Raw genomic sequence first — 15,346 nt, 5'->3', positions numbered from 1 at the left:
GCCGGCGCGCCGGCGGCCACCGCGCAGGCCGGCCAGGCCACGGACGTGGCCGGCGAGGACGACGCCATCGGCGACAAGGCCGGCCCGCCGGACGCCGGCGAGGACGCACCCGCCGGCGACGCGCCGCGCAAGCGCCGCCGCCGCCGTCGCCGCCCGTCCGGCGGCCGCGGGCCGGACGGCGACGCGCCTCCCATGGCCTCCCCGGGCCACGATGCGGGTGACTGACCGCGCCTACGTGGGCCTGGGCGCCAACCTCGGCGACGCGCTCGCCCAGGTCCGCGCCGCGCTCGACGCCCTGGGGGAGGTGCCCCAGACCCGTCTCGTGGCGCGGTCGTCGCTCTACACGAGCGCACCGGTCGACGCCAGCGGGCCGGACTACGTCAACGCGGTCGCGGTGCTCGACACGGCCCTGGCACCGCACGCCTTGCTGGCCGAGCTGCAGGACATCGAGCGGCGCTTCGGGCGGGAGCGCCCCTACCACCACGCGCCACGCACGCTCGACCTCGACCTGCTGCTGCAGGGCGAGCACCGCCTGGACACGCCGGCGCTGCAGCTGCCGCACCCGCGCCTGCATGAGCGGGCCTTCGTGCTCGTGCCGCTCGACGAGGTGGCACCCGGTCTGCAGCTGCCGGGCCTGGGGCCGGTGCAGGCGCTGCTGGCCCGGGTAGCGGGCCAGCGGCTGCACCGGCTGACCGGGGGGGGCAGCCGCACATGAGCGCCCTCAGCTCGCTTCCCGTCTCGGTGCAGGCCTTCGGGCTGCTCGTGCTGTCGAACGTCTTCATGACCTTCGCCTGGTACGGCCACCTCAAGCACCAGGCCAGCCATGCCTGGTGGGTGGCGGCCCTGGTGAGCTGGGGCATCGCGCTGTTCGAGTACCTGCTGCAGGTGCCCGGCAACCGCATCGGCTACGCCGGGGGCCTGAGCCTGGCGCAGCTGAAGATCGGCCAGGAGGTCATCACGCTGGCGGTCTTCGTGCTGTTCGCCACCCTCTACATGGGCGAACCGCTGAAGCTGGACTACCTGTGGGCGGCCCTGTGCCTGGTGGGCGCCGTCTATTTCATCTTCCGGGCATGAGGCGGGCGGGGCGGGCTGCCTACAATACGCGGTTGACCCACCGATGACGCTTCGGTGACACATTTGTGACGGCGCGGACCGCGCGCCGCACCACGAGGAGATCCCGAATGCTATTCGGCAAGCTGTTGCCCAAGGACGGCAACTTCTTCGAGCTGTTCAACCAGCACGGCACTTACATCGCCGAAGGCGCGCGCGCCTTCGTGTCGATGATCCAGTACTACAGCACGCCGGACCTGCGCGAGAAGTACGCCGGCGAGGTGGACGCGGCCGAGCGCAACGCCGACAAGGTGACGGCGGAGGTGAACCGCCTGCTGCACCGCACCTTCATCACGCCGATCGACCGCGAGCAGATCCACGGCCTGATCAACGCCATGGACGACATCCTGGACCTGCTGCAGGATTCCAGCGAAGTGATGGCGCTGTACGACGTGCAGCACGTCACCGAGGACGTCATCCGCCTGGGCGAGATCTCCGTCAAGTGCTGCGAGCGCGTGCAGCACGCCGTGTCGCTGCTGCCGAGGCTGTCCCAGGCCGAAGTCGCCGACGCCGCGATCAAGACCTGCGAGGAGATCGACCGGCTGGAAAGCGACGCCGACCGCGTGATGCGCAGCGCCATGTCGCGCCTGTTCCGCGAGGAAGAGGACGTGCGCGAGCTCATCAAGCTCAAGGCCATCTACGAGCACCTGGAGTCCATCTCCGACTGCTGCGAGGACGTCGCGAACCTCATCGAGGGCATCGTCCTCGAGAACTCCTGATCCCCTGAGGCGACATGGAAGCAGCTTCCATCGCCTTCTGGGTCGTCGCGATGCTGGTCCTGCTGGCGATCGCGTTCGACTTCATGAACGGCTTCCACGACGCGGCGAACTCCATCGCCACCGTCGTGTCCACCGGCGTGCTCAAGCCACAGCAGGCCGTGCTCTTCGCGGCGTTCTTCAACGTCATCGCGATCGGCGTGTTCCACCTCAGCGTGGCCAAGACCATCGGCAAGGGCATCGTGGAGCCCGGGGTGGTCGACGCACACGTGGTCTTCGGCGCGCTCGTGGGCGCCATCGTGTGGAACGTCATCACCTGGTGGTACGGCATTCCCTCGTCCAGCTCCCATGCGCTGATCGGCGGCATCGTCGGCGCCGTCATGGCCAAGGCAGGCGGCAGCCACCTCATCGCCGCGGGCATCCTCAAGACCGTGGCCTTCATCTTCATCTCGCCCACGCTCGGCTTCATCCTGGGCGGCCTGATGATGGTGGCCGTGTCGTGGGTGTTCCGGCGCACCTCGCCCATCCGGGTGGACCGCTGGTTCCGCCGCATGCAGCTGGTGTCGGCGGGCCTGTACTCGCTGGGCCACGGCGGCAACGACGCGCAGAAGACCATCGGCATCATCTGGATGCTGCTCGTCGCGGCGGGCTACGTGGCGGTGGACGCCAGCACCCCGCCGGCGTGGGTGATCTGGGCGTGCTACCTGGCCATCGGCCTGGGCACCATGTTCGGCGGCTGGCGCATCGTCAAGACCATGGGCCAGCGCCTGACCAAGCTCAAGCCGGTGGGCGGCTTCTGTGCCGAGACCGGCGGCGCGATGATGCTGTTCATCGCCACCTCGCTGGGCGTGCCGGTGTCGACCACGCACACCATCACCGGTGCCATCATGGGCGTCGGTTCCGTGCGGGGTGCCTCCGCCGTGCGCTGGGGCCTCGCCGGCAACATCGTCTGGGCCTGGATCTTCACGATCCCCGCCTCGGCCTTCGTGGCCGGCGCCTGCTACTGGCTCAGCCTGACGATCTTCTGAGGCGGGTTCACCGGGCGGCGGCGCGCGGCGCCGCCTCGGCGTCGGCCTGCGACCGCTGCCATTCGAAGTACTTCTGGCCACCGAAGGCCAGCGTGCCCATCAGCGACGCGCCACCCAGCATGAGGGCGGCCACCACGGCCAGCACCACGCCCCAGCCGCTGGGGCGGGGCGGCTGACCCGGCACGCCGAAGCGGCCCGCCCACCGCTGGTCCGCCGTCAGCCCGATGACGATCGCGCTCAGCATGGCGGCCGAGATCGACAGGCCCAGCAGCGGGATCAGCGCCCAGGCCAGCTGGTCGTCCTGGCCGAGGGAGCGCATGCGCGCCACCCCCCACAGGCCGGCCAGGGTGGGCGGCCAGAAGGCCCAGGCCCAGGGGTCGCGCGGGCCGTGCAGGTACAGGCGGTGTGCGCCCAGCGTGCCGCCGAGCAGGGCGGCCCAGGTGGCGATCGTCTTGGATCGCGGTGCCCGGGCGGGCGCGCTCACCGGCCCGGCTCCGGTGGCAGGGTGTCGCCGGGGCCGAGCGTGCGTTGCATGATCACCACGTCCAGCCAGCGTTCGAATTTCCAGCCGGCGCTCTTCATCACGCCCGTGTGCTCGAAACCCAGGCGGCGGTGCACGCCGATGGACCCGGCGTTCTGGCTGTCGCCGATCACGGCCAGCATCTGCCGGGCGCCGGCAGCCTCGCAGCGGGCCAGCAACTCCGCCAGCAGCAGCGTGCCCACGCCGCGGCCGCGCGCCTCGCGGTGCAGGTAGATCGAGTCCTCCAGGCAGAAACGGTAGGCCAGGCGGGGGCGGAAGTGGTTGGCGTAGGCGTAGCCCAGCACCTGGCCGTCCGCCTCGGCCACCAGCCACGGCACACCCTTGGACAGCACGTCGGCGCGGCGGCGGGCCATCTCGGCGGTGTCCGGCGGCTCCAGCTCGAAGGTGCCGGTGCCGGTGAGCACGGCGTCGGCGTAGATGGCGGTGATGGCGTCCAGGTCGGCGTCGTCGCTGGGTCGGATCAGCATGCGTTGTGTCGAAGGCTAGGCAAACGCTTATAATCTCATGTTTCGGTCACGGCCGGCCCTTGTTCGCAGCTGCTCCCAGACGCTGTGACCTGGCTGCGAAGCAGCTGCGAACAAGGGCCTTGGCGTATCTACGGGGCCGATACCGTGCGGCGCACGGCCTGCCTGGCACAACGGGCCGGCCGGCGCGCCCAGCAGGCTGGCCGGCTTGGATGTGTCTCCCAGGTGCGGCGGTCGATACAACTTCCAAGGAACGACAAAATGGTCGTGATTCGTCTGTCCCGCGGCGGCTCCAAGAAGCGCCCGTTCTACAACATCGTCGTGGCCGACTCTCGTGAGCGCCGCGATGGCCGCTTCATCGAGCGCGTGGGCTTCTACAACCCCATGGCCGCCGAGACCGAAGAGGGCCTGCGTGTCGCCCAGGACCGCGTGACCTACTGGACCGGCGTGGGCGCGCAGATGTCGCCCACCGTCAAGCGCCTGGTGGTGGACGCCCGCGCCAAGGCCGCCCCGGCCGCTGCCGCGGCCTGAGGCCGACCGGCCCGATCCGCCAGCGCGGTCGTTCGTGACGTCGCCCGAGACGCCGGTCGTCATGACCGCCCATCACGACGACACGCCCGCCTGGCCCGAGGATGCCGTCGAAGTCGGCCGCATCCTCGACGCCTGGGGCATCCAGGGCGGCTTCAAGGTGCAGCCGTTCTCCTCGGACCCCCAGGCCCTGTTTTCCTCCCGGCGCTGGTTCCTCCAGCCGCCTGCAGGCCCCTCGCCGGTGCCGGCGCAGCGCGCCGCCCGGCCGCTGCCCCGCCTCCTCAAGGTCACCCACGCCCGCGAGCAGGGCGCGTTGGTGGTGGCGCGCGCGCAGGAGGTCGACGACCGCAATGCCGCCGAGGCGCTCAAGGGCGCCCGCGTGTTCGTGTCGCGCCAGAGTTTCCCCACCGCCAAGGACGGCGAGTACTACTGGATCGATCTCATCGGCCTGGATGTCGTCAACCGCGAGGGTGAGGCCCTGGGCACCGTGAGCGACCTGCTGGACACCGGGGCGCACTGCGTTCTGCGCGTGCGCCGGCCGGATGCGCAGCCCGAGGCGCGCGCCGACGACGCCGAGCGGCTGATCCCGTTCGTCGATGCCTATGTCGACGCCGTGGACCTGGCGGGCCGCCGGATCACGGTGGACTGGGGCCTCGACTACTGAGCCCCGGCGCGGGGCGGCCGTGGCCGTGCGCTTCGACGTCATCACCCTGTTTCCCGACCTGTTCACGCCCTTTCTCTCGCTGGGGGTGACGCGGCGCGCCTTCGACGGTGGCCAGGTTCAGGTGCAGTGCTGGCCGCTGCGCGACTTCGCCGAGGACACCTACCGCCGCGTGGACGACCGGCCCTACGGCGGTGGCCCGGGGATGGTGATGCTGGCCGAACCGCTGGAACGCGCGCTGGTCGCCGTGCGTGCCGCCCGCCCGGACCGCGCGCCGGTGATCCACTTCACGCCCACCGGCCGCCGCATGGACCAGGCGCTGATGCACGAGATGGCCGGCGGGCCGGGCGCCGTGCTGCTGTGTGGCCGCTACGAAGGCATCGACCAGCGCGTCCTGGACCGGCACGTCGACCTGGAACTCAGCCTGGGCGACTTCGTGCTGTCGGGTGGTGAACTCCCGGCACTGGCCCTGCTCGACGGCGTCGCCCGCCTGCAGCCCGGCGTGCTGGCGGATGCCCGCTCGCACGAGCAGGACAGCTTCGAGGACGGTCTGCTCGACTGTCCGCACTACAGCCGCCCGGAAGTGCTGCCCACGCCGGACGGCCCGCTGGCCGTGCCACCCGTGCTGCTGTCGGGCCACCACGCCGACATCGCGCGCTGGCGACGCGAGCGGTCACTCGAACTCACCTGGCGCCGCCGTCCCGACCTGATCGCCGCCGCGCGGGATGCAGGGCGGCTGAGCCGGGCGGACGAGCGCTTCCTGGCGGCGCTGGCCGCGCCGGCGTCCAACACGCTATAATCAAAAGCTTTTCGATCCTCTACCGGCCGTACCAAGCCACCGGGCGTCTTGCCCGCGGCAGGGAGCACCCCTCTCGCTTCCGTACTCCAACCCACGCCGGCACGATCTCTTTGGAGAACCTCCGTGGACCTGATCCAGACCCTTGAGCAAGAAGAAATTGCTCGCCTGAACAAGACCATCCCGGCCTTCGCGCCCGGCGACACGGTCATCGTGAACGTCAATGTCGTCGAAGGCACCCGCAAGCGCGTGCAGGCCTACGAAGGCGTGGTGATCGCCAAGCGCAACCGCGGGCTGAACTCCAGCTTCATCGTGCGCAAGATCTCCAGCGGCGAAGGCGTCGAGCGTACCTTCCAGCTCTACAGCCCGCTGATCGCGTCCATCGAAGTCAAGCGCCGCGGCGACGTGCGCCGTGCCAAGCTGTACTACCTGCGCCAGCGTTCCGGCAAGTCGGCCCGCATCAAGGAAAAGCTGGCCTGATGGCCCGGCGCCGCCAGGCGCCCGCTGCCGAAGAAAGCCGCCCGCGGGGCGGCTTTTTCATGCCCGGCAGGTAAGCTTGCCGCCATGCCGCCCGACGAGCCGCCCCTGACGCCCGCCAGTTCCGCCACCTCGGCCCGTGGTGGCCGGGGCCCGATCCGCGACCCGCAGCTCATCCCCGTGGCGGGCCACGACGGCCACCTGCCGGCGGTGCCGGCCGAACGCCTGCGTGCCGACGCCCTGCGCGAGCGCCTCGCGCAGGCCGCCGCACGCGGCTGGCGCCCTCCGCTGGACGGCGATGGGGCCCGGCCCGACCTCTTTCCCGGCCGCACCGCCACCACCGCGGCCGTGCTGGTGCCCCTGGTGCAGCGGCCCGGCGAGCTGCACGTGCTGCTCACGCGCCGCACCGACCACCTGCACGACCATGCCGGCCAGATCAGCTTTCCCGGCGGCCGCACGGACGCCACCGATGCCGACGCCGTGGCCACCGCGCTGCGGGAAGCGCACGAGGAAGTGGGCCTGGCCGGCGAGGCGGTGGAGGTGATCGGGCGCCTGCCCGACTACACCACGGTGACGCGCTTCGTGGTGACGCCCGTGGTGGCACTCGTGCGTCCGGATTACACGCTGAGGCTGGACAGTTTCGAGGTCGCCGAGGCCTTCGAGGTGCCGCTGCCATTCCTGATGAACCCCGCCCACCATCAGCGGCACGAGTTCAGCTTCGGTGGCGTGACCCGCCAGTTCCTGTCCATGCCCTGGGGCCCGGGTGGCGGCGATCCCCACCGCTACTTCATCTGGGGTGCCACCGCGGCGATGCTGCGCAACCTCTACGCGCTGCTGGCGGCCGACGACTGAACCCGCTGGGTATCATGCGCGGCGATGAGTTTCTTCGCTGTCCTCTTTGCCCTGCTGATCGAGCAGATCAAGCCGCTGCCGCGCGACAACTGGGTGCACGACACCCTGGCCGACTGGGTGGGCTGGACGGGCCGCAACTTCGACGCGGGCAAGCCGCACCATGCCAAGGTGGTCTGGGTGGTCACCGTGGTGCTGCCGGCGCTGGCCGCCTGGGGCATCCACGCCGGGTTGGCCCACTTCAGCCTCGTGGCCGCACTCGCCTTCGACGTGGCGGTGATCTACCTCACGCTGGGCTTCCGCCAGTTCAGCCACTACTTCACCGACATCCGGGAATCGCTGGAACGCGGTGACGAGGACCAGGCGCGCCGGCTGCTGGCCGAGTGGCGACACCTGGATGCCAGCGAGCTGCCACGCACCGAGTTGCTGCGCCATGTGCTGGAGCATTCGCTGCTGGCGGCGCACCGCCACGTGTTCGGCGTGTTCTTCTGCTACGTGGTGCTGGCGGCCCTGGGGCTGGGGCCGGCCGGGGCGGTGGTCTACCGCATGGCGGAGTTCGCGAGCCGCTACTGGGCCTTCAAGAGCCGGAACCTCGGCGTGGCCGTCAACGAGAACCTGCGCGATCTGTCCCAGCGCGCGTTCAGCGTGATCGACCACGTGCCGGCCCGTCTCACGGCGTTCGGCTTCGCCGTGGTCGGCAACTTCGAGGAGGCGGTGGCCGGCTGGCGGCGCGATGCCGAGCTGTGGAAGCACGCCAACGAGGGCATCATCCTCGCCGCGGCGGCCGGCGCCGTGGGTGTGCAGTTGGGCGGGGCCGCTGCGCCGGGCATCACGCCCGACCGCTCCAAGACCTTCGCCCAGGGCGGCGACGCCGAGGCGGCGGAGTCGGCCGGTTCCACCCCCGGGCTGCCGCCGCAGCTGGGCCACCTGGGCAGCGTGGTCGGCCTGGTGTGGCGCTCGGTGGTGCTCTGGATGCTGCTGCTGGCGCTGTTGAAGCTGGCGAACCTGCTGGGCTGAGCCCGGCCGCCACCCCGGGCCGCTCAGCCCTTGCGCTGGCCGGACTCCAGCTCGTCGCGCAGCGCGGTGTAGATGCGCAGCCGGTTCGGCGCGATCTCCCCGCGCCCGGCGGCAGCCAGCACGCCGCAGCCCGGCTCATGCCGGTGCGTGCAGTTGTAGAAGCGGCACTGGCCCAGCTGCGCCCGCAGGTCGGGCATCAGCTCGGCCAGTCGGGACGGCTCGATGTGCATCAGGCCGAACTCCTGGAATCCCGGCGAATCGAGCAGCGCGGCCTGCCGCGTGTCGTCCAGCCAGTACCAGGTGGTGGTGGTGGTGGTGTGGCGGCCCGATTGCAGCGCCTGGGAGATCTCGCCCACCTGCGCGTCCGCCCGCGGCACCATCAGGTTGATCAGCGTGCTCTTGCCCATGCCACTGGGGCCGAGCACGAGCGTGGTGCGGCCGGCCAGCGAGGCCGCGAGCCGCTCTCGCGAGGCCACGGGGTCGCTGGCCAGGCTGGTCTCGACCACCGGCACGCCCATGGCGGCGTACGGGCGCAGCTTCTCTCGGGCGGCGGCCGCCGCCGGCAGGTCGATCTTGTTCAGCAGGATCGCGCTGGCGATGCCCGCGTCCTCGGCCGCGATCAGCGCCCGGGCGAGCTGGGACTCGCTGAACATCGGCTCGCCGGCCACCACGATGAGCAGCAGGTCGATGTTGGCGGCGAACGACTTGGTGCGCCATTCGTCCTGGCGGGTGAGCAGGTTGCGCCGCGGCACCAGGCCCTCGACCACCGCCTCGTCGCCGGCCGCCTGCCAGCGCACGCGGTCGCCCACCACGCAGGCGTTCTTCTTGCCGCGCAGGTGCGCCAGGAGGCGCTCGCCGTCCGGCTTCTCGATGACGACATGGCGCCCGTGCGCACCGACCACCAGCGCTTCGGCCACGGCTGCGGGCATGCCGTTCACGGCACCAGCGCCGCCAGGCGCTCGGCGGCGGGCGGGTGGCTGTAGTAGAAGCGGGCGTACACGGGATCGGGTGTAAGCGTGCTGCCGTTGTCCTCGTGCAGCTTCAGCAGCGCGGCGGCGAGGTCGTCGCCGCTGGTCTGCGCGCGGGCATAGGCGTCGGCCTCGAACTCGGCGCGGCGCGACCAGGCGGCCGACAGCGGCGACAGGAAGAAGACGAAGGGCGGCGCTGCCAGCATGAACAGCAGCAGCGCCAGCGCGTTGTTGGGCGCCTGCAGGTTCGGCGCGACGCCCAAGCCCGCGTAGAAGGCCGGCTGGCCCGCGAGCCAGCCCAGCAGCGCCATGGCGAGCAGCCCGGCACCGAAGGCGCGCAGCGTCATCCACCACACGTGCCGGTGGTGGAAGTGCCCCAGCTCGTGCGCCAGCACGGCCTCCACCTCACGCCCGCCCAGGCGGGCGAGCAGGGTGTCGAACAACACCACCCGCTTGGCCCGCCCCAGGCCGCCGAAGTAGGCGTTGGCGTGGCTGGAGCGGCGGCTGCCGTCCATCATGTACAGGCCCTGCGCGCGGAAGCCGCAACGTGCCATCAGCGCCTGCACGCGTTCGGCCAGGGCGGCATCGGGCAGCGGCTCGAAGCGGTTGAACCACGGGGCGATCCAGGTCGGGTACACCACCTGCATGAGCAGCACGAAGCCCACCCACAGCGCCCACGCCCACAGCCACCACGCGCCGCCCGTGGCCTGCATGAACCACAGCACGGCGGCCAGCAGCGGCAGGCCGATGAGCACGGACAGCAGCGTGCCCTTCGCGAGGTCGGCCAGGAACAGGGCGGGGGTCATCCGGTTGAAGCCGAAGCGCTGCTCCAGGCGGAACACGCGGGCCCACTCCAGCGGCAGTTCCACCAGCGAGGTGATGACCGAGAAGGCGCCCACGAGCGCCAGCTGGTAGGCCATGTCCCCGAAGCGCGGCTGCACCGCGTCGCGCACCAGGGCGTTGAGGGCCTCCAGGCCGCCCAGCAGCGTCCACGCCAGCAGCACGGCCACGGCCACGCTGTCGGACAGCAGGCCGAAGCGCAGCCTCGCCAGGGTGTAGTCCGCCGCCCGCTGGTGGGCTGCCAGCGTCACCGTGTTGGCGAACGGGGCGGGCACCGCGTGGCGGTGGTCGACGACGCTGCGGCCCTGGCGAGCCGCCAGCCACAGGCGCACCACGTGGGCGGCCACGATCGCCGCCACGAGGCCGAGGGTGATGCTGGTGGGCTGCATGGCGGCAAGTGTAGGGTGTCGGACAATCCGGGCTTCTTCACGCCACCGCCGCTGCCATGACCGCCGCCCCCCTGCTTGCCAAGAGCGAACAGAACCTGATCTGGATCGACCTGGAGATGACCGGCCTCAAGCCGGACAGCGACCGCATCATCGAGATCGCGGTGGTGGTCACCGACCCGCTGCTGTCGGTGCGGGTCGAGGGTCCGGTCTTCGCCATCCACCAGACCGACGCCGTGCTGGACGGCATGGACGCCTGGAACAAGGGCACCCACGGCCGCAGCGGGCTGATCGACCGGGTGCGCGAGTCCACCGTGGGCGAGGCGGAGGCCGAGGCCCGGGTGATCGAGTTCCTGGCGGCCTACGTGCCGGCGGGCAAGAGCCCCATGTGCGGCAACTCGATCTGCCAGGACCGCCGGTTCCTCGCCAACCACATGGCGGGCCTGGAGGCCTTCTTCCACTACCGCAACCTGGATGTGAGCACGCTCAAGGAGCTCGCCCGGCGCTGGAAGCCGGCGGCGCTGGAAGGCTTCAAGAAGGCGCAGGCGCACACCGCGCTGGCGGACATCCACGAATCGATCGACGAGCTGCTGCACTACCGCCAGCACCTGCTGGCGGTGTGAGCCTCGGGCTCAGCGCTTCTTGCGGATGGCCGTGACGACGTACTGGCCGTCCACCTTCTCGGCGGTGAACTCCACGCGGTCGCCCACCGCCAGACCGTCCAGCAGCGACGGCGGCCGGGCCCGGTAGGCCATGGTCATGGCCGGCATGCCCAGCTCCTTGAGCTCGCCGTGGGCGAGCGTCACCTTGGCCTGGGCCGGCTGGAGCTTGCGCACCACCCCTTCGGCCGCCTGGGCAGCGGGCACCGCGAGCAGCACCAGGGCGGTGAGCGAGGACAGGACAGGGGTGCGGAACATGGCTTGCCTTTCGTGACAGGCCTTCAACTGCCGCGGCACGGCAGCGGATGACGGGCGGCGCTGGGGGCGCTTCCCTAGAATGGCCGACCATCGATTATTCACGCCACGCCACCCTCCGAGCCCGCCATGAGCCAAGCCCCTGCGCCCGACACCCTTGCCCATATCCAGCCGCGCGACAAGGCGGAGATCCTCGCCCAGGCGCTTCCGTACATCCGCAGGTTCCACGGCAAGACGCTGGTGATCAAGTACGGCGGCAACGCCATGACCGACCCGGCGCTGCAGCAGGACTTCGCGGAGGACGTGGTGCTGCTCAAGCTGGTGGGCATGAACCCGGTGGTCGTGCATGGCGGCGGCCCGCAGATCGACGAGGCCCTGTCGCGCCTGGGCAAGAAGGGCACCTTCATCCAGGGCATGCGGGTCACCGACGAGGAGACGATGGAGGTCGTCGAGTGGGTGCTGGGCGGTGAGGTGCAGCAGGACATCGTCGGCCTGATCAACGTGGCCGGCGGCAAGGCGGTGGGCCTCACCGGCCGGGACGGCGCGATGATCCGCGCCCGCAAGCTGAAGATGGTGGACAAGGACGACCCGACCAAGGAGCACGACGTCGGCCAGGTGGGCGAGATCGAGTCCATCGACCCGAGCGTGGTCAAGGCGCTGCAGGACGACCAGTTCATCCCCGTGATCAGCCCGATCGGCTTCGGCGCCGACAACGAGAGCTACAACATCAACGCCGACCTCGTGGCCTCCAAGCTGGCCGAGGTGCTCAAGGCCGAGAAGCTCGTGCTGCTGACCAACACGCCCGGCGTGCTGGACAAGCAGGGCCAGCTGCTGACCGACCTGACGGCCCGGCGCATCGACGAGCTGTTTGCCGACGGCACCATCTCCGGCGGCATGCTGCCGAAGATCGCCGGTGCGCTGGATGCGGCCAAGAGTGGCGTCAACGCGGTGCACATCATCGATGGCCGGGTGCCGCACGCCATGCTGCTGGAGATCCTGACCGACCAGGCCTACGGCACCATGATCCGGTCGCACTGATGGCGGCCGTCGGTCGCCCCAGGGCCTGAGGCGGTGTCCCACCGATCGTCCGCGGCCGCCATGGCGGCCGCCTGCGGCGCCGCCTTCCTCTGGGGCACCGGGGCGCTGGTCGTGAACCTGCTCATCGCGCGCTTCGGCATGTCGCCGGAGAGCATCTCGTTCTGGCGCTTCGTGGTGGGGGCGGTGCTGCTGGCTGCGCTGTTCGCCCGCCGCCCGGTCTGGGCGGGCCTGCGCGCGCAGGCCGCCTGGCTCCTGGGGGCCGGCACCTGCATGGCGCTGTACGTGCTGTGCTGGTTCCTGGGCATCGCGCGCATCGGCGCGGCGGTGCCCACCCTGATCGCCCTGTGCCTGCCGCCGGTGCTGGTGACGCTGCTGGCCGTGGCCCGCGGCCGCGAGCGCCTGGACGGCGCGCTCGTGGCCACCCTCGTCGCGGCCCTGGCCGGCACGGCGCTGGTGGTCGTGCGCCATGGCGGCGTGTCCACCGGCGCCAGCGCCGCGCAGCTCGCCGAGGGCGTCGCGCTGTCGGTCGCCTCGGCCGTGCTGTATGCCGGCTTCACGCTGGTGAGCGGCCGGCTGTCGCTGGCGCTCGGCGCCGGCCCCGCCACCATGGGGCTGACGGTGGTGGCGGCGGCCGTGATGGCGCTCAGCGCGCTGTACACGCCACTGCGCTGGCCGCACGAGGTGCCCCCGGAGGCCTGGCTGCTGTACCTGGGCATCGCCACCGCGGCGCTGGCCCTGCTGGCCTTCACGTGGGGCGCCGCCCGCCTCACGCCGACCGCGCTCACCGTGGCCACGCTCGTGGAGCCGCTGACGGCGGTGCTGCTGGCCGCCGCGCTGCTGGGCGAGTCGCTGTCGGCGGCGCAGTGGCTGGGCGCGGCGCTCATGATCGCCGCCATCGCGGCCCTGGGACGCCGGGATGCGCGGCGTGCGACACCGCAGCCCCCCCATGCCGTCTGACCGCGTCTGGCTGTTCGACCTGGACAACACGCTGCACGACGCGGCGGCCTCGGCATTCGCTGCGCTGGACCGGTCGATGAACGCCTACATCGCCCGGGAGCTGCAGGTGGATGCGGCCGAGGCCGACCGGCTGCGTGCCCACTACTGGGCGCGTTATGGCGCCACCTTGCTGGGGCTCATCCGGCACCATGGCGTGCGGCCGCACCACTTCCTGCACGAGACGCACGTGCTGCCCGGCCTGGAGCGCAGCCTGCGCGCGCACCCGCACGACCTGGCCGTGCTCCGCAGGCTGCCCGGGCGCAAGTACGTGCTGACGAATGCCCCCCGGGCGTATGCCGAGCGCGTGCTGCGGCACCTCGGCGTGCTGCACCACTTCGACGGCGTCCTCGGCATCGAGCACATGACCATGTTCGGCCACTGGCGGCCGAAGCCGGACACGCGCATGTTCCGCGCCATCGCCGCGCGCCTGGGGGTGCCCACCCGGCGTTGCGTGCTCGTCGAGGACACGCTCGTGCACCAGAAGTCGGCACGGTCCGTGGGCATGTGCACCGTGTGGATGCAGCGCTGGGCGAGAAGGGCGTCACACGGGCCGGAGGTCGGTGTTTACCTGCAGCGGAGGCCCGCCTACGTGTGTGCCAGAATCTCCAGGCTCCAACAGTTGCGCCGCTTGCCGTGATGCCTGATCTGCCCGACGACACCGAAGCGGCCGAGGCCGAGTCGACACCCGCGGGCAGCACCGTCGAGGTGGCGGTTTCGCGCAAGCGGCCCAAGCCCGGCGAGCGCCGCGTGCAGATCCTGCAGACGCTCGCGTCCATGCTCGAGCAGCCGGGGGCCGAGCGCATCACCACCGCCGCGCTGGCGGGCCAGCTGCAGGTCAGCGAGGCCGCGCTGTACCGCCATTTCGCCAGCAAGGCGCAGATGTTCGAGGGGCTCATCGAGTTCATCGAGTCCAGCATCTTCGGGCTCATCAACCAGATCCTCGAACGTGAAACCGACGGCGCCGTGCAGGCGCGGCGCATTGCCCAGGTGGTGCTGCAGTTCGGTGAGCGCAACCCCGGCATGACGCGCGTCATGGTGGGCGACGCGCTGGTGTTCGAGAACGAGCGCCTGGGCGCGCGCATGAACCAGTTCTTCGACAAGGTCGAGTCGCAGCTGCGCCAGAGCCTGCGCCTGGCCGCGGACGGCGCAGGCGCCGCCATGCCCACGGTGGACGCCAATGGCCGGGCCTCGGCACTCACGGCGTTCCTCGTCGGGCGCCTGCAGCGCTATGCCCGCTCGGGCTTCAAGCGCAGCCCGACCGAGCAGCTCGACATCGCGCTGGGCCTGCTGACCTGACGGCGGGCCCGCGCGTGGACCACGCGCTCGCGTGGGGCGGCCACACCTTGTGGCTGTGTCCCGAGAAGGCGGCCTTCTGGCCCGACGAAGGCCTGCTCTTCGTGGCCGACTTCCACCTGGGCAAGGCCCACAGCTTCCGGCGCCTGGGCGTGCCGGTGCCCGCGGGCACCAGCGCGGCCAACCTGCTGCGCCTGGGCGCACTGGTCGATCGCCTCGGTGCCCGGGAGGTGGTGTTCCTGGGCGACTTCCTGCACTCGGTGCGCGTGCAGGGCAGCCCGTCGCTCGCCGCCTTTGCCGACTGGCGCGCCGGCCGGCCGGGGCTGCGTCTGGCCCTGCTGCGGGGCAACCACGACCGCCACGCGGGCGACCCGCCCGATGCCCTGGGCATCGAGGTGGGTCCCGAGCCCCTGCGGCGGGGCCCCTGGACGCTGTACCACCATCCGCCGGCCCGGCCCGCGAGCCACGCGCTGGCCGGCCACCTCCACCCGGGCGTGCGCCTGGGCGGACGGGGCGGCGATCGCCTGGTGCTGCCGGCCTTCCATTGGCAGCGGCGGCAGCTGCTGGTGCTGCCCGCCTTCGGTGAGTTCACGGGCCATTCGACGGTCCGGCCCGGGCCCGAGGACGTGTGCTTCGTGAGCGACGGCGAGCACGTCATCCCCCTTCCCTGAGGGGCCGGCCGTCATGTCGCTGACACGGCCGCGGCCTCCAATGCGCGGCGTCA

21 protein-coding genes and 1 pseudogene are annotated in these 15,346 nt (G+C 71.4%); 17 read left to right on the top strand and 5 right to left on the bottom strand.

Annotated features, from left to right (window positions below):
* The 5 genes and pseudogenes from ACE3UN_RS09575 to ACE3UN_RS09555 form a co-directional block, all read left to right on the top strand.
* Positions 1-225 (top strand): annotated as a pseudogene (locus tag ACE3UN_RS09575) (hypothetical protein); the annotation flags it as partial.
* Complete coding sequence (gene folK / locus ACE3UN_RS09570) at positions 212-715, top strand: 2-amino-4-hydroxy-6-hydroxymethyldihydropteridine diphosphokinase (RefSeq protein WP_374674702.1); 504 nt, start codon at positions 212-214, stop codon at positions 713-715. The pseudogene ACE3UN_RS09575 and the gene folK, both read left to right, overlap by 14 nt.
* Positions 712-1,074 carry a DMT family protein gene (locus tag ACE3UN_RS09565; RefSeq protein ID WP_374674701.1) on the top strand — a complete coding sequence of 121 codons (363 nt, stop codon included), beginning with the start codon at positions 712-714 and terminating at the stop codon, positions 1,072-1,074. Before folK ends, ACE3UN_RS09565 begins: the two co-directional genes overlap by 4 nt.
* 107 nt (positions 1,075-1,181) lie before the next feature.
* On the top strand, positions 1,182-1,829 hold the full coding sequence (locus ACE3UN_RS09560; RefSeq protein WP_374674700.1) for a DUF47 domain-containing protein: 648 nt from the start codon (positions 1,182-1,184) through the stop codon (positions 1,827-1,829).
* A 14-nt stretch (positions 1,830-1,843) separates the two neighbouring features.
* On the top strand, positions 1,844-2,854 hold the full coding sequence (locus ACE3UN_RS09555; protein WP_374674699.1) for an anion permease: 1,011 nt from the start codon (positions 1,844-1,846) through the stop codon (positions 2,852-2,854).
* 7 nt (positions 2,855-2,861) lie between these two features.
* Here ACE3UN_RS09555 and ACE3UN_RS09550 read toward each other — a convergent pair whose 3' ends face one another.
* Together ACE3UN_RS09550 and ACE3UN_RS09545 are read right to left on the bottom strand one after the other, a co-directional pair.
* Positions 2,862-3,338, bottom strand: a complete 477-nt coding sequence (locus ACE3UN_RS09550; RefSeq protein ID WP_374674698.1) for a hypothetical protein — start codon at positions 3,336-3,338, stop codon at positions 2,862-2,864.
* Positions 3,335-3,862 carry an N-acetyltransferase family protein gene (locus ACE3UN_RS09545; protein ID WP_374674697.1) on the bottom strand — a complete coding sequence of 176 codons (528 nt, stop codon included), beginning with the start codon at positions 3,860-3,862 and terminating at the stop codon, positions 3,335-3,337. Before ACE3UN_RS09545 ends, ACE3UN_RS09550 begins: the two co-directional genes overlap by 4 nt.
* A gap of 258 nt (positions 3,863-4,120) precedes the next feature.
* Here ACE3UN_RS09545 and rpsP point away from each other — a divergent pair, with 258 nt between their 5' ends.
* The 6 genes from rpsP to ACE3UN_RS09515 all read left to right on the top strand — a co-directional run bounded on the left by rpsP (position 4,121) and on the right by ACE3UN_RS09515 (position 8,187).
* Positions 4,121-4,390, top strand: a complete 270-nt coding sequence (gene rpsP / locus ACE3UN_RS09540) for a 30S ribosomal protein S16 (protein ID WP_374674696.1) — start codon at positions 4,121-4,123, stop codon at positions 4,388-4,390.
* Between the two features lie 61 nt (positions 4,391-4,451).
* Positions 4,452-5,051, top strand: coding sequence for a ribosome maturation factor RimM (gene rimM, locus ACE3UN_RS09535; protein ID WP_374674695.1), 600 nt, complete (start codon positions 4,452-4,454; stop codon positions 5,049-5,051).
* A 25-nt stretch (positions 5,052-5,076) separates the two neighbouring features.
* On the top strand, positions 5,077-5,847 hold the full coding sequence (gene trmD, locus ACE3UN_RS09530; protein WP_374674694.1) for a tRNA (guanosine(37)-N1)-methyltransferase TrmD: 771 nt from the start codon (positions 5,077-5,079) through the stop codon (positions 5,845-5,847).
* A gap of 123 nt (positions 5,848-5,970) precedes the next feature.
* On the top strand, positions 5,971-6,324 hold the full coding sequence (gene rplS / locus ACE3UN_RS09525; RefSeq protein ID WP_341424460.1) for a 50S ribosomal protein L19: 354 nt from the start codon (positions 5,971-5,973) through the stop codon (positions 6,322-6,324).
* An 84-nt stretch (positions 6,325-6,408) separates the two neighbouring features.
* A complete protein-coding gene (locus tag ACE3UN_RS09520) occupies positions 6,409-7,173 on the top strand; it encodes a CoA pyrophosphatase (protein ID WP_374674693.1) in 765 nt (254 codons plus the stop codon).
* 24 nt (positions 7,174-7,197) lie between these two features.
* Positions 7,198-8,187 (top strand): CobD/CbiB family protein, encoded by a 990-nt coding sequence (locus tag ACE3UN_RS09515; protein ID WP_374674692.1) that lies wholly within the window; start codon positions 7,198-7,200, stop codon positions 8,185-8,187.
* Positions 8,188-8,210: 23 nt separating this feature from the next.
* Here the strand turns inward: ACE3UN_RS09515 and rsgA are convergent, their stop codons facing one another.
* Together rsgA and ACE3UN_RS09505 are read right to left on the bottom strand one after the other, a co-directional pair.
* The gene (gene rsgA / locus ACE3UN_RS09510; RefSeq protein WP_374674706.1) at positions 8,211-9,116 is read right to left on the bottom strand and encodes a ribosome small subunit-dependent GTPase A; all 906 of its coding nucleotides are present in this window, start codon (positions 9,114-9,116) and stop codon (positions 8,211-8,213) included.
* A gap of 5 nt (positions 9,117-9,121) precedes the next feature.
* A complete protein-coding gene (locus ACE3UN_RS09505) occupies positions 9,122-10,384 on the bottom strand; it encodes a M48 family metallopeptidase (protein WP_374674691.1) in 1,263 nt (420 codons plus the stop codon).
* A 56-nt stretch (positions 10,385-10,440) separates the two neighbouring features.
* Between ACE3UN_RS09505 and orn the strand changes: the two genes are divergently transcribed.
* The gene (gene orn, locus ACE3UN_RS09500; RefSeq protein ID WP_374674690.1) at positions 10,441-11,004 is read left to right on the top strand and encodes an oligoribonuclease; all 564 of its coding nucleotides are present in this window, start codon (positions 10,441-10,443) and stop codon (positions 11,002-11,004) included.
* A gap of 9 nt (positions 11,005-11,013) precedes the next feature.
* On the opposite strand, the gene ACE3UN_RS09495 is transcribed toward orn, so the two are convergent.
* On the bottom strand, positions 11,014-11,298 hold the full coding sequence (locus ACE3UN_RS09495) for a copper-binding protein (protein WP_374674689.1): 285 nt from the start codon (positions 11,296-11,298) through the stop codon (positions 11,014-11,016).
* A gap of 126 nt (positions 11,299-11,424) precedes the next feature.
* Here ACE3UN_RS09495 and argB point away from each other — a divergent pair, with 126 nt between their 5' ends.
* Genes argB through pdeM form a run of 5 tightly spaced genes read left to right on the top strand, consistent with a single transcriptional unit; the run spans position 11,425 to position 15,293 of the window.
* Complete coding sequence (gene argB / locus ACE3UN_RS09490; RefSeq protein WP_374674688.1) at positions 11,425-12,333, top strand: acetylglutamate kinase; 909 nt, start codon at positions 11,425-11,427, stop codon at positions 12,331-12,333.
* A 33-nt stretch (positions 12,334-12,366) separates the two neighbouring features.
* Positions 12,367-13,290 carry a DMT family transporter gene (locus ACE3UN_RS09485; protein WP_374674687.1) on the top strand — a complete coding sequence of 308 codons (924 nt, stop codon included), beginning with the start codon at positions 12,367-12,369 and terminating at the stop codon, positions 13,288-13,290.
* The gene (locus ACE3UN_RS09480; protein WP_374674686.1) at positions 13,280-13,966 is read left to right on the top strand and encodes a pyrimidine 5'-nucleotidase; all 687 of its coding nucleotides are present in this window, start codon (positions 13,280-13,282) and stop codon (positions 13,964-13,966) included. Before ACE3UN_RS09485 ends, ACE3UN_RS09480 begins: the two co-directional genes overlap by 11 nt.
* Positions 13,966-14,625, top strand: coding sequence for a nucleoid occlusion factor SlmA (slmA, locus tag ACE3UN_RS09475; protein ID WP_374674685.1), 660 nt, complete (start codon positions 13,966-13,968; stop codon positions 14,623-14,625). Before ACE3UN_RS09480 ends, slmA begins: the two co-directional genes overlap by 1 nt.
* 14 nt (positions 14,626-14,639) lie before the next feature.
* Positions 14,640-15,293, top strand: coding sequence for a ligase-associated DNA damage response endonuclease PdeM (gene pdeM / locus ACE3UN_RS09470; RefSeq protein WP_374674684.1), 654 nt, complete (start codon positions 14,640-14,642; stop codon positions 15,291-15,293).
* Positions 15,294-15,346: the final 53 nt, after the last annotated feature.

Origin of the sequence: Ideonella sp. (assembly GCF_041918995.1) — a bacterium.
Taxonomy (GTDB): Bacteria; Pseudomonadota; Gammaproteobacteria; order Burkholderiales; family Burkholderiaceae_C; genus Ideonella.
The sequence above is the reverse complement of the archived record's forward strand: the minus strand, read 5'-3'. Positions and strand labels throughout refer to the sequence as shown.

Bases quoted from the DNA above. Each gene is read 5' to 3' on its own strand.
- folK (WP_374674702.1), top strand. From the start codon at position 212: ATGCGGGTGACTGACCGCGCCTACGTGGGCCTGGGCGCCAACCTCGGC.
- ACE3UN_RS09565 (WP_374674701.1), top strand. From the start codon at position 712: ATGAGCGCCCTCAGCTCGCTTCCCGTCTCGGTGCAGGCCTTCGGGCTG.
- ACE3UN_RS09560 (WP_374674700.1), top strand. From the start codon at position 1,182: ATGCTATTCGGCAAGCTGTTGCCCAAGGACGGCAACTTCTTCGAGCTG.
- ACE3UN_RS09555 (WP_374674699.1), top strand. From the start codon at position 1,844: ATGGAAGCAGCTTCCATCGCCTTCTGGGTCGTCGCGATGCTGGTCCTG.
- ACE3UN_RS09545 (WP_374674697.1), bottom strand. From the start codon at position 3,862: ATGCTGATCCGACCCAGCGACGACGCCGACCTGGACGCCATCACCGCC.
- rpsP (WP_374674696.1), top strand. From the start codon at position 4,121: ATGGTCGTGATTCGTCTGTCCCGCGGCGGCTCCAAGAAGCGCCCGTTC.
- rimM (WP_374674695.1), top strand. From the start codon at position 4,452: ATGACCGCCCATCACGACGACACGCCCGCCTGGCCCGAGGATGCCGTC.
- ACE3UN_RS09520 (WP_374674693.1), top strand. From the start codon at position 6,409: ATGCCGCCCGACGAGCCGCCCCTGACGCCCGCCAGTTCCGCCACCTCG.
- ACE3UN_RS09515 (WP_374674692.1), top strand. From the start codon at position 7,198: ATGAGTTTCTTCGCTGTCCTCTTTGCCCTGCTGATCGAGCAGATCAAG.
- rsgA (WP_374674706.1), bottom strand. From the start codon at position 9,116: ATGCCCGCAGCCGTGGCCGAAGCGCTGGTGGTCGGTGCGCACGGGCGC.
- ACE3UN_RS09505 (WP_374674691.1), bottom strand. From the start codon at position 10,384: ATGCAGCCCACCAGCATCACCCTCGGCCTCGTGGCGGCGATCGTGGCC.
- orn (WP_374674690.1), top strand. From the start codon at position 10,441: ATGACCGCCGCCCCCCTGCTTGCCAAGAGCGAACAGAACCTGATCTGG.
- ACE3UN_RS09495 (WP_374674689.1), bottom strand. From the start codon at position 11,298: ATGTTCCGCACCCCTGTCCTGTCCTCGCTCACCGCCCTGGTGCTGCTC.
- argB (WP_374674688.1), top strand. From the start codon at position 11,425: ATGAGCCAAGCCCCTGCGCCCGACACCCTTGCCCATATCCAGCCGCGC.
- ACE3UN_RS09480 (WP_374674686.1), top strand. From the start codon at position 13,280: ATGCCGTCTGACCGCGTCTGGCTGTTCGACCTGGACAACACGCTGCAC.
- slmA (WP_374674685.1), top strand. From the start codon at position 13,966: ATGCCTGATCTGCCCGACGACACCGAAGCGGCCGAGGCCGAGTCGACA.